This is a genomic window from Streptomyces sp. NPDC093252 (assembly GCF_040683675.1).
Classification (GTDB): Bacteria; Actinomycetota; Actinomycetes; order Streptomycetales; family Streptomycetaceae; genus Streptomyces.
This window is the reverse complement of the sequence record NZ_JBFBEM010000013.1, coordinates 39,937-51,863: the sequence shown is the minus strand read 5'-3', so window position 1 is coordinate 51,863 and position 11,927 is coordinate 39,937. Positions and strand designations below refer to the sequence as shown.

Here is an 11,927-nt window from a genome sequence, read left to right as displayed (position 1 = left end):
GGGGCCCGCGGGGCCGGAGGGGCCGGTGGGGCCGGGGCGGTCAGTGCTGGTAGCCGTAGACGCCGCGGGCCTGGTCGCGGACGAGGCGGCCCTGTTCCAGCTCGATGACGCGCTTGCGCATCTGGTCCACGATGTTCTGGTCGTGCGTCGCCATCACCACGGTCGTACCGGTGCGGTTGATCCGGTCGAGCAGTTTCATGATGCCGACGGAGGTCTGCGGGTCGAGGTTGCCGGTCGGCTCGTCCGCGATCAGCAGCTTGGGCCGGTTCACGAAGGCCCGCGCGATGGCGACGCGCTGCTGCTCACCGCCGGACAGCTCGCCCGGCATCCGGTCCTCCTTGCCGCCGAGCCCGACCAGTTCCAGGACCTGGGGGACGGACTTGCGGATCTCGCCGCGCGACTTGCCGATGACCTCCTGGGCGAAGGCCACGTTCTCGGCGACCGTCTTGTTCGGCAGCAGCCGGAAGTCCTGGAAGACCGTCCCGAGCTGGCGCCGCATCTGCGGCACCTTCCAGTTGGACAGCCGGGCGAGGTCCTTGCCGAGGATGTGCACCTGGCCGTGGCTGCACCGCTCCTCGCGGAGGATCAGCCGCAGGAAGGTGGACTTTCCGGAGCCGGAGGACCCCACGAGGAACACGAACTCGCCCTTCTCCACTTCCAGGGACACATCCCTGAGTGCGGGGCGGGTCTGCTTGGGGTAGACCTTGGAGACATTGTCGAATCGGATCACGGATGCACCACGGGTCGCCGGGGGTAGATGTGCGTGACCATACGCGACCGGGGCACGCCCCCGCAGTCACCGGCCCGGTTGCGTGACGCTTGTGCCTTTTTGTACGGCTGCCTTTCCGCTTTGTACGGCTGCCTCTGCCGCGTGGCAGAGACAGCCCGCCGGCGGCCCCGTCACCCCGCTCCCGGCGTCGGGGCGCAGTGCCGGGCGGAACCTGGCACAGTGGAGTGGGGAACGTTCACGGACCCACCACCGTTGAACGGGGTGGAACACCGCTGTGAGGAGGGCGAGCGCATGACGTACGACCGGCTGGTGTGCGCTAACTGTGCCGCGCCCGTGAGCGAGGGCCGCTGTCCCGTCTGCCGGGCCAGCCGCCAGCGCCTGCGGCAGGACAACCTTTTCGCGGGCCTCAATCCGGCCACCCTGATCGCGCTGCTGGCGGTGCTGATCGCCGCCGTGGCCCTGCTGGCCCACCAGACCGCGTAGCTCCCGTCCCGGGGGCCTGCCGCGCCGGGGAACCGAAGACGCCGGGGCCGGGGGCTTCCGGAACTGGGGCACCGGGCACCGAAAGCACTGTATGGAACGGACGAGAGAAGGGCCCGGAGCCGCCGCTCCGGGCCCTTCCCGTGTCTCGTTACCGCGCTGTCACTGCGGGCGACCGGGCGACGGCGGTCAGGCCGCCGCGCCGCCCCGGCCGGTCATCAGGCGCGGGAGCACCCGGAAGCCGATACCGCCGGCGATCATCGTGGCGGCGCCGATCACCAGGAAGGTGGTCTCCATGGCGCCGGTCTCGGCCAGCTCGTCGCCACCGCCCTGCGGGGTGGTGCTCGCCGGGGTCTCGGTGCCGGTGTCGGTCAGCGACGAGGTGCCCTCGTTCTGCGCCGACTCGCCGGAACCGCCGTCGGGGCCCACCCCGCCGGTGCCGCCCGTGCTGCCGCCGTCATCGCCGCCCGGGTCCTCGCTGGGGCCCGGGTTCGAGGGCTCCTCGGTGGGCTCCTCCGTCGGTTCCTCGGTGGGCTCCTCCGTCGGCTCGGTGGGCTCCTCCGTGGGGTCGGTGGGCACATCGGTCGGGGTCGGGGTCGGGTTGGGCTCCGTCGGGATCCCGGGGGAGCCTGTGGGGTCCGGCGGCGCGGGAGTCGTCTCGTCCGCCGCGCACAGCACACCGAGCAGGCAGTCGTCGGTGTCGGCCGCCGAGGCCGCTCCCGCGGCGGTCAGCGACGCACCGGCGGCGATCACGGCACCCGCCGCCAACCGCGCGACACGGATCCGTGTCTTCTTCGTCATGTGGTTGCTACCCCCAGTAGCTCATCGTCAGGGAGGCGGCGCTCCGGGGCGGTGATCGAACGGGGGTCACAGCGGTGACGCGAGAAATGGTGAAGCCCCCGGTTCACATGCGCCCCAGGGAAAACGCATGCCACCGTGCACCTTTCCCACTTTTCAAACCCACGTCAAGGCCGTTGCGTACGCGATGTCCCGATACGGCGTGAATGCCGGGCGGGGTGGCGTGTGAGTGTGATGTAAAACCCAGACATCGGGGGCGAACGAAAGGCAACTGCCACCGGGAGGGGGGCAGTTGCCTTGTCGACAAAGCGGTGATTCCGGTCGCCTCACGCGCCGGTCCACCGCCGGGCTACTTCTCCTGCTGCTTGCGCCAGCGAATCCCGGCCTCCAGGAAGCCGTCGATCTCCCCGTTGAACACGGCCTCGGGGTTGCCCACCTCGAACTCCGTGCGCAGATCCTTGACCATCTGGTACGGGTGCAGGACGTAGGAACGCATCTGGTTGCCCCAGGAGTTGCCGCCGTCACCCTTGAGGGCGTCCATCTTGGCCTGCTCCTCCTGGCGGCGCCGGTCGAGGAGCTTCGCCTGGAGCACGTTCATCGCGGACGCCTTGTTCTGGATCTGCGAGCGCTCGTTCTGGCAGGAGACGACGATGCCGGTCGGCAGGTGCGTGATGCGCACCGCCGAGTCGGTGGTGTTGACGCCCTGGCCGCCGGGGCCGGAGGACCGGTAGACGTCGATCCGCAGCTCGCTCTCGTCGATCTCGACGTGGTCCGACTGCTCCACGACCGGGAGCACCTCGACGCCCGCGAAGGAGGTCTGGCGGCGGCCCTGGTTGTCGAAGGGCGAGATCCGCACCAGCCGGTGCGTGCCCTGCTCGACGGAGAGCGTGCCGTAGGCGTACGGCGACTGCACGGCGAAGGTGGTCGACTTGATGCCGGCCTCCTCCGCGTACGAGGTCTCGTAGACCTCCGTCTTGTAGCCGCGCTGCTCGGCCCAGCGCAGATACATCCGCTGGAGCTTCTCGGCGAAGTCGGCCGCGTCGACGCCGCCGGCCTCCGCGCGGATGTTCACCAGCGCCTCACGGGAGTCGTACTCGCCGGACAGGAGGGTGCGGACCTCCATCTCGTCCAGTGCCTTGCGGACCGCGGTCAGCTCCGACTCGGCCTCGGCACGGGTGTCCGGGTCGTCCTCCTCGTCGGCCATCTCGAACAGCACCACGAGATCGTCGATCCGCCCGCGCAGCGCCTCCGCCTTCCTGACCTCGGCCTGGAGGTGGGACAGCTTGCTGGTGATCTTCTGCGCCTCGTCCGGGTTGTCCCAGAGGGACGGCGCTGCCGCCTGCTCCTCAAGCACGGCGATGTCCGCCCTCAGCCTGTCGAGGTCCAGGACGGCCTCGATCGACTCCATGGTCGAGGAGAGGGACTTGAGCTCTTCGGAAACGTCGACAACTGCCACGTCCCCCAGCGTAACGGCTCCGCCGGGGGTGCTGGGTCGGGCGGGGGTGGGGTTGTTTGGTTACTGGGGGTGAGGGGGGTGGGGGTGGAGGGGGTGAGGGGTGAGGGGTGGGGGTTTGGGGGTGGGTGCGGGGTGGGTGCGGGTCGGTGGGGGGAGTGCGCAGTTCCCCGCGCCCCTGAAGAGCCTTGGGGGTGGGCGTTGGGGGTGGCTTGAGGGCGGCTTCGGGGGGCGGGTGCGGGGCGGTGGGGGCGAGGAAGGGGCCGGTGGGGCGGTCAGGGTGTCGGTGGGGCCGAGTGTTCCGTGCCGCCGCCGCCCGGGGACGTGTCGCCGCCGTCCGACGCCAGCCACGTACCGACCCCCACCGCCGCCGCCAGCACCACCGCCCCCGCGCCCAGCGCGACCCGGCGTCGCCGGGTGGCGGCCCGGTTGCGCGCGGACCCCGGCCGCGGCGCCCCCGGCGCCCTCGGCACCCGTGCCGTCCCGTGCGCGCCCCCGGCCAGCTCGTCCGGCGCGGGCACCCTCATCGACGTGTGCGTGTCCCGGTTGGAGTCCGGCTGGGCGCCGCGCACCAGGGGCACCGCCCCGCGCCGCTCCCGCGGGACCGGCTCCCCGCCCGTGTCCCGCTCCCCCGCCGCGGGCGCCCCGCCCTCCGCCTCGGCGTCGGTCTCGGGCTCGTCGACGTCCAGCGGCGGCAGTCCGGCCAGCGAGGGGAGCTGCTCCCGCAGCCGTACCGCCAGCTCCGAGGCGCGCAGCCGGGACGCCGGGGCCTTGGCCAGGCACTGGATGACGAGCTGCCACAGCTCCTCTGGGATCCCCGGCAGGGGAACCACCGTTTCCGTGACGTGCCTCCGCAGCACCGCCCCCGGGTGCCCGCCCCCGAACGGGGTGAAGCCCGCCAGCAGCTCGTACAGGACGGTCGCCAGGGCGTAGATGTCGACGGCCGCCCGCGGGGGCAGCCCCTCGACGATCTCGGGGGCGAGATAGTCCGGCGTACCGATGATCTTCGTGGCGCGGGTGCGCCGCGCGGTGTCGATCAGCTTGGCGACGCCGAAGTCGGTCAGCAGCGCGCGGTGCGAGCCGCCGGGGCCGAGCGGGCCCTGCATGTCCAGCAGGACGTTCTCGGGCTTGACGTCCCGGTGGACGACCCCGGCCGCGTGCGCCGCCGCGAGGCCCTCCGCCACGTCCGCCACGATCGCGACGGCCGCCTCGGGGGCGAGCCGCCGCTCCCGCTCCAGCCGGGTGCGCAGATCGGTGCCGCGGACCAGGTCCATGACGAGCGCGAGGTCGTTGCCGTCCACCACCAGGTCCCGCACCGACACCACGTTCGGATGCTCCAGGCCGAGCAGGGCGGTGCGCTCCTGGACGAAGCGGGAGACCAGCTCCTGGTCGGAGGCGAGATCCTCGCGCAGCATCTTGATGGCGACGGGCCCCTCGGGTCCCTCGCCCAGCCACACCGTGCCGGCGCTGCCCCGCCCCAGGATCTGGTTCGCGGTGTACCGGCTGCCGATCTTCCGTGCCAAGACTGCTCCTACAGACGCGTGTTGTCGCCAAAACTACGCGTCCGACGGGCCAACCTTCACCGCGGAGGCGGAAATCACCCACCGGATGTCGACATAGCGACCGACTGAGGTGGGGGCGGGTGCGGGTGAGTGTGTACCGGGTGCGGGTACGCGGGTGTGCTGCGGGGGGGGCTCGGGTGTGTGCGCATGCGCGGGTGGTGCGGGCGGGCGGGGCGGGCGGTGTCTCCGGGCCGCCTCCCGTCTCCCGCCTCCCGCTCACGCCGAGCCCCGGTGCTCACGCCGAGTCCCCGGCGCTCAGGCGGAGCCGCCTCCGCCCAGGTCGCCGAGCCAGCCGGTGACCGTGCCGACCAGGTCGCTGAGCTGCTCCCAGTAGCCCTTGCCGGTGCCGATCCAGTCCTGGAGCGGGCTCAGCTCCCAGATCAGCCAGCCGGCCACGAAGAGGATGACGACCGTGAACAGGCAGCCCTTGAGGCAGCCGAGCCCGGGGATCCGCATCGGGTTGGAGCTGCGCCGGGGCTCACGGGGCTCGCGCGGCTCCCGCTGCGGGCGGGTCTGCTGCGGCGGGGGCGGCGGGGCGTACCGCTGCGGCTGCTGGGGTTGCTGGGGCGGTTGGGGGTGCTGCGGCTGCTGGGGCGCGTACTGCTGGGGCTGGTACTGCGGCTGGTACGGGGGCGGCTGCTGGCCGTAGCCGGGGGGCGGCGGGGCCTGCTGGTGCCGGGGCTGCGGGTGCTGGGGCGGCTGCTGGGGGCGGGCCGGCTGCCGCTGGGGGCGGCGGCGCAGCGGGTCCTGGCTGGGGTCGAGGTACTGGACCTGGGTCTGCTCGTTGCGGTCGCGGGCGGCCCGGAGCTGGTTCTGCCAGGGGTGCGGGTCGTCGCCCCCCGGGGGCTGTCCGGGCTGGTTCGGCGGCACCGGGGGCAGCACGGACGTCGGGTCGGCCCCGCCCCGGCCGGGCCCGACGCCGGTGCTGGGCAGGACGGCGGTGGGGTCGGCGGCGCCCGAGGGGCCCCCGGTGTGCGGCAGCACGCTGGTCGCGGCATGCGGGTCGTACGCGCCCGGCGCGCCGTGCGGGAGCACCTGGGTCGGGTCGGCGGCGCCGGGCGTGGCGGGCACGGTCGCCGGGGACGGGTCCGGGGCGAGCAGCGCGGCGACGCCCTCGGCGGCGGAGATCTGCGCGGAGTTCGCGTGCACCCCGATGCCGTCGGCGACGACCCGCAGCCCGCGCGCGAGGTTCTCGGCGCTGGGCCGTTCGTCGGGGTTCTTGCGCAGACAGCGCTCTATGACCGTCCACAGCGGTTCGGGGACGGTGGACGGGCGGCGCGGCTCGGCGCTCAGATGCTGGTGCAGCACTTCGAGCGCGGTGCCGCCGGAGAACGGCGGACGGCCGGTGACCAGCTCGTAGAGCAGGATCCCGGCGCCGTAGATGTCGACGGCGGAGGTCTGCGGGCGGCCCTCGGCGGACTCGGGGGCCACATACGCGGGCGTGCCCACGAATTCGTGGGTGCGGGTCAGACCGGGCGAGTCGGCCAGCCGGGCGATGCCGAAGTCGGTCAGCATCGGGTGCATCTCGCCCTGGTACTGCTTCAGCAGGACGTTCGCCGGCTTCAGGTCGCGGTGGACGACGCCGTCGGTGTGGCTGGCGGCGAGGGCGTCGGCGACCTGGGCGGTCATCAGGGACGCGGCCACCGGTGTCAGGGGGCCGTTCTCGCGCAGGTAGCGGTGCAGGTCGGGGCCGTCGACCAGGTCCATGACCAGGGCCAGCAGCTCGCCCTCGACCACCAGGTCGCGCACCCGCACGATGTTCGGGTGGGTGAGCCGCAGCAGGACGGAACGCTCTCTGAGGAAGCGCATCACCACGTCCGGGTCGCCGGCCAGCTCCTCCTTGAGGACCTTGATGGCGACGGTCTCGCCGGGCTGACCGGGCACGGCCGCCTCGGCGCCCGCGGTCTCACGCTGGCGGGCGCGCCAGACGGTGCCTGTGGCGCCGCGTCCGAGCGGCTCCTCCAGGAGGTACTTGCTGCCTACCGGCCGCACGTCATGCGCTCCCTGTTGCTCGCCGGCCACCTGCTCGCCGCTTGCCTGCCTGGTCCGTACACCGCGCGGAGTGTGCTACGGGTGTTCCGACCCACTGTAGTGCCGCCCTGCCGGTGGCCGGGGTGTTGCCGCTGCCGCCGCCTCTGCTGCCGTCGCTGTCGCTGCTGCTGTCGCGGTCGGCCGTTGTCGGCCGTTGCGGCTGCCTGTCGGTCGTCCGTCAGGCGACTGTCGGCCGCTGCCGCTGTGGCCGCGCCCGGCGGGTGGGGCGTGTGGGACGTCCCACACCGGTGTTTCGAGTGTTCGAGTGTTCGAGGGGAAGACGCGCCGGGCGGGGCGGTTGGTTGCCGGGCGGGGGTGTGATCGATTTCCGGTCGGTCGGTCGGAGGGTGGTCAGGGGGAAGGGGGCGGGGAAGGGGACGAGCGAGTGGTGACGGATGCGGACGCAGGGGGCGGGCTGAGGGGGCGGGCGGAGAGGGCCGGAGGGGGCGGGCGGAGGGGGCGGCTAAGGGGCGATTCGATCGGGGATCGGCCGGGAGTCGAGCAGGAGTCGAGCAGAAATCGACCGGGAATCAATCTCAAGCGGACCGGTGCCGGGCATTGGACAGGCACTTTTGCGGGCAGAGCCGACCAATCAAGATCACTTGACGGTGGGCGGCGGGCGCGTTGTCGGTGGCAGGTGCGAGGATGCCTGTCAGTACTGGCCGACGCGCTCGTGCGGTGGGGGGAAGTCCGCGGTGGGGGACCGCGGTTCGGCCCGTTCCCGGCGCGCGGGTGCCCGCGCAGAAGGGACCGCTGGCGGCGATGCAGATCCGGCTGACCGTCGTAGACCCGCTCGGCCCGCCCTCCGCCGAGACCCGTGGCCGCACCGCGCGCTGCGACGTACTGGTCACGGCCCCGGCGGGGACGGCCCTGGCGGCGGTGGCCTCGGCCCTGGCGGCGGCGGTCGCGGGGGAGGCGGGCGCCGACCGCGGTCCGGTGGTGCTCTTCTCGGGCGCGGAGCGGCTGGACACCCAGCGCTGCACCCTGGGCGAACCCCCGCTGGTCGACGGCGCGGTGCTGTCGGTGGGCGCCCCGGCCGACCCCGAACCCCATCCCGAACTGGACGACGCCCCGGCCCGGCTGGACGTCATCGCGGGCCCGGACGCGGGCGGGGTCCATCTGCTGCACGGCGGACAGGTCACCGTCGGCCGCTCCGCCGACGCCGATGTCCCCCTGGACGACCCGGACGTCTCCCGGCTGCACTGCGCGGTCACCCTGGCCGCCGACGGCCGGGCGGCGGTCGCCGACCTCGGTTCCACCAACGGCACGGCCCTGGACGGCCGCCGGGTGGGCCCCCGCGCGGTGCGGTTCGCGCCGGGCGCGCTGCTGCGGATCGGCGAGTCGGCCCTGCGGATCGCGCCGCCCGGGGGGCTGGGAGCGCGGATGCGCACGGAGCCGGACGGGGAGGGGTATGTGCGGGTCGCGCCGCCCGTGCCGGGGGCGGGTTCAGGGTCCTCTCCGGGGGGCTCCCCGGGGCCGGGTGCCGTCCCTCCGGGGGGCGACCCGGTGCCGGGTGCCGGTGAGGCCCGGGTGACGCATGCCACGGCCGGCTGGGAGGCGCCGGGCGCCCAGGAGCACGCGCCCGTGGAGCCGCCGATCGTGCCGGGGCAGGGCGGGGCACCGAGGGTGGAGAGCCGCCCGGGCGGGTTCATCGGGGGCTCCGGGGGCTCCGGGGGCTCCGGGGAAGCTTCGGGCCACACCGGCTCGGGCGGGCACGAAAGCGGCTACGGGGGTGCCTACGAAGACGGCTACGCAGGTGGCCGCGAAGGCGGCTACGGGGACGCCCCTGGGGCCGGAGGCCCGGATGGGCCCGGCGGCGGGGCGCGTCGGCGTGGCCCCGGCGGCGTTCCGGACCCCCGGGGGGCCTCCTCCCCGGCGCGTGAGGGCGACACGCACGGCGCCGGGCTCGGCACCGGCGCCGGATCCTCCGCCCGCAGGGACACCCCACCGCGCGGCACCGACTCCCCCGCCTCCGCCCCCTCCCCCGGCCCCCGCAGGCGCGGCCTCTCCGCGTGGGCGCGGCGGCTGGCCGGTGGCCGGGGCGAACCCGAGCAGGGCGGGAGCACGCCCTACGACGACGAGGCCCCCCACGCGCGCGGGACGGTCCCCGAGACCACGTCGCCCGGCGCCCCCGGCACTCCCGGCGCCCCCGGAGGCGTCCCGCTGCCGGACACCTGGCCGGATCCGGCCGCGCTGCTGCTGACCGCGCTGGGCCCCGGCCCCCGGCTGTGGGAGCGCGCGCCGGGCCACCCGGAGGCGCTGACGGTCCGGCTGGGCACGGCCGACCGCCGGGCGCCGGACGGCTCCGGGCTGCTGCCCGCCGTACCGGTGACCGCCGATCTGCGGGAGGCGGGCGCACTGGGCCTGGCCGGGCCGCGCCCCCGGCTGGCGGGGCTGGCCCGCGCGGTGCTGGCCCAGCTCGCCGCACTGCACTCGCCGGACGGGCTGGAGATCGTCCTGATCAGCGCGGACCGTTCACGGACGGTACGGGAGCGGACCGCCGAGTGGTCCTGGCTCGGCTGGCTCCCCCAGGTCCGCCCCCGCCACGGCCAGGACTGCCGGCTGCTCCTCGCCTACGACCGCGAGCAGGCGGCGGCCCGTCTGGAGGAGCTGCTGCGGGGCATGGAGGAACGACTCGCCGACGGCACGGTCCGCTACGACCTCCCCGCGCGCGAGGGCACGGGCACGCACCGGCCCTCCTGGGCGGCGGCCGACCCGGACGGCGACACGGGCGGGGCGGGCGGGACGGGTGTTCCGGGGCCGTACACGGTGGTCGTGGTGGACGGCGATCCCGGCGGTTCCGGGCTGCGGGACGCGTTGGCGCGGCTGTGCGCGGAGGGCCCGCGGGCCGGGATCCATGTGCTGTGCCTGGCGGAGACGGCAGCGGCCACCGGGTCGGCTCCGGCGGCGGAGATGTTCGAGGCGGCGTGCGCGGCGGTCCCGGTGTTCCGGGAGTGCGGGGCGGTGGCGCTGCTGGGCGGCGAGGTGGCGACGGCGCTGCGGCTGCTGCGGGTGGCGGGGGACGGGCCGGGGCGCGGGACGCTGGGGCAGGGCACGTCCGCCGCGGTGGACGCGGTGTCCTTGGCCTGGGCGGAGCGGTTCGCGCGGGCGCTGGCGCCGCTGCGTCCGGAGGGCTCGGGCGGTGAGCGGCACACGCGGATGTCGGCCCCGCTGCCGCAGACGGCCCGGCTGCTGGACGAACTGGGGCTGGCGCGGGCCACCCCGGCGTCCCTGATGGCCCGCTGGGCGGACGCGGCGGACGACCGTCAGGCGGTCGGCGGACGGGCGTGGGCGGTGCTGGGCGCGGGCGCGCGGGGGCCGGTCGGCGTGGACCTGGTGGCCGAGGGCCCCCATCTGCTGATCGAGGGGCCGTCCGGCAGCGGCCGTACGGAGCTGCTGCGGGCGGTGGTGGCCTCGCTCGCGGCGGCCGAGCGGCCCGACCGGCTGGGCATGATCCTGATAGACGGGCGGGACGGCGTGGGGACGGGCGGGGGCCCGGCGGACGGGCTGCGGGTCTGTACCGAGCTGCCCCATGTGACGACTCACCTCACGGTCAACGACCCGGTGCGGATGCGGGAGTTCGCCCAGTCCCTGTCGGCGGAGCTGAAGCGGCGGGCGGAGCTGGTGGGCCGTACGGACTTCACCGGCTGGCACGCCGGGCAGGCGGCGCTGGCGGGCCACAGCGGATACGCGGGGGCGGGGATGCCGGGCCGTATCGTGCCGCAGCGGATGCCCCAGGGGGCGGGTCACGGGGACACGGGCCCCGGGGGCCGGAGCGACGGCCACCTGCCGACATCGGCGCCGGAGTCCTCGTCAGCGTCCCCCTCGGGGGACATAGACACCCCGCCCAGCTCGACCCTGCGGCTGCGCCCCGCAGCGGCGCGCCGCCGCACGGAGGCGCCGCCACCGCTGCCCCGGCTGGTGGTCGTGGTGGACGATCTGGACGCGCTGGTCTCCCCCGCCCTGGGCTCGCCGGGCCGTCCGGCGGCGGGGTCGGTGATGCGCGCGCTGGAGGCGGTCGCGCGCGAGGGCGAGCGGCTGGGCGTGCACCTGGTGTCGGCGGCGCATCCGGGCGGCCGTACGGCGGACACGGAGCCGGTGCGGCGGGCGGCGCTGCGGGTGGAGCTGGAGGCGCCCCTGGAGGGCCCGGAGGAGCCCGCGCCGGGCCGGGGACGGCTGCTGGGCGGCGAAAGCCGCGGTACGGCGTTCCAGGGCGGCCGGGTGACGGGCCGCATCCCGCGTACGGCGACGCTGCGGCCGACGGTCGTGCCGGTGGAGTGGGAGCGCGCGGGCGACCCGCCGACCCGGCGCCCGGTCCGGGAGCTGGGCAACGGGCCCACCGATCTGGCGTTGCTGGCCAGCGCGTTGGAGCGGGCGGCGCGGGAGGTGTCGGCGCCCGAGGTGCCGTCGCTGCTGTAGCGCGCACCTGCGCGCCACGGCCGCTCCGCGCGCTTCCTGCCGGGCCCCTGCACCCGGCCCTGACCCGCTGCCCCGGCCCGTGGTACCCCCTGGGGGCCGGTGGGACGCTTCGCGGTGGCTGGTGCGGGCGCTGCGGATGCGTGGCGAACGCGATCCGGGTGGGCGGTTCGCGTCGGGGGTGATGGCCGAGGTGATGGCGGGGGCAGTGAAGTCACCGAGCCGCCGTGGCCGAGGTGCGGTGGCCGAGGTGCAGTGGCCGAGGTGCGGTGGCCGAGGTGCAGTGGCCGAGGTGCAGTGGCCGGGACAGCGGGACCGGGGTGAGGCGGCCGGGACAACGGCACCGGGATGCAGCGGTAGGGACACCGGGACCGAGGAGAGGCGGCCGGGGCGCGAGGGCTGCGGCGATGCGGCGATGCGGCGACCGGGCGACGAAGTGGCCTTCTCCGGACGGACG

General features: G+C 75.2%; 7 protein-coding genes. 2 read left to right on the top strand and 5 right to left on the bottom strand.

The window, feature by feature from the left end; genetic code table 11:
* Nucleotides 1-40: 40 nt before the first annotated feature.
* Nucleotides 41-730: a cell division ATP-binding protein FtsE gene (ftsE, locus tag AB0O01_RS25915; protein ID WP_355738452.1), complete on the bottom strand. Its 690-nt coding sequence runs from the start codon at nt 728-730 to the stop codon at nt 41-43.
* Nucleotides 731-1,021: 291 nt separating this feature from the next.
* Here ftsE and AB0O01_RS25910 point away from each other — a divergent pair, with 291 nt between their 5' ends.
* The gene (locus AB0O01_RS25910) at nt 1,022-1,213 is read left to right on the top strand and encodes a hypothetical protein (RefSeq protein WP_365316949.1); all 192 of its coding nucleotides are present in this window, start codon (nt 1,022-1,024) and stop codon (nt 1,211-1,213) included.
* Nucleotides 1,214-1,399: 186 nt separating this feature from the next.
* On the opposite strand, the gene AB0O01_RS25905 is transcribed toward AB0O01_RS25910, so the two are convergent.
* The 4 genes from AB0O01_RS25905 to AB0O01_RS25890 form a co-directional block, all read right to left on the bottom strand.
* Nucleotides 1,400-2,011, bottom strand: coding sequence for a hypothetical protein (locus tag AB0O01_RS25905; RefSeq protein WP_365316947.1), 612 nt, complete (start codon nt 2,009-2,011; stop codon nt 1,400-1,402).
* A 346-nt stretch (nt 2,012-2,357) separates the two neighbouring features.
* Nucleotides 2,358-3,464 carry a peptide chain release factor 2 gene (gene prfB / locus AB0O01_RS25900; protein ID WP_365316946.1) on the bottom strand — a complete coding sequence of 369 codons (1,107 nt, stop codon included), beginning with the start codon at nt 3,462-3,464 and terminating at the stop codon, nt 2,358-2,360.
* 272 nt (nt 3,465-3,736) lie between these two features.
* Entirely contained in the window at nt 3,737-4,984 is a 1,248-nt protein-coding gene (locus tag AB0O01_RS25895; RefSeq protein ID WP_365316944.1) for a serine/threonine-protein kinase, read from the bottom strand.
* 294 nt (nt 4,985-5,278) lie between these two features.
* A complete protein-coding gene (locus tag AB0O01_RS25890; RefSeq protein ID WP_365316943.1) occupies nt 5,279-7,015 on the bottom strand; it encodes a protein kinase in 1,737 nt (578 codons plus the stop codon).
* Nucleotides 7,016-7,816: 801 nt separating this feature from the next.
* Between AB0O01_RS25890 and AB0O01_RS25885 the strand changes: the two genes are divergently transcribed.
* Entirely contained in the window at nt 7,817-11,473 is a 3,657-nt protein-coding gene (locus tag AB0O01_RS25885; RefSeq protein WP_365317248.1) for an FHA domain-containing protein, read from the top strand.
* Nucleotides 11,474-11,927 lie beyond the last annotated feature (454 nt).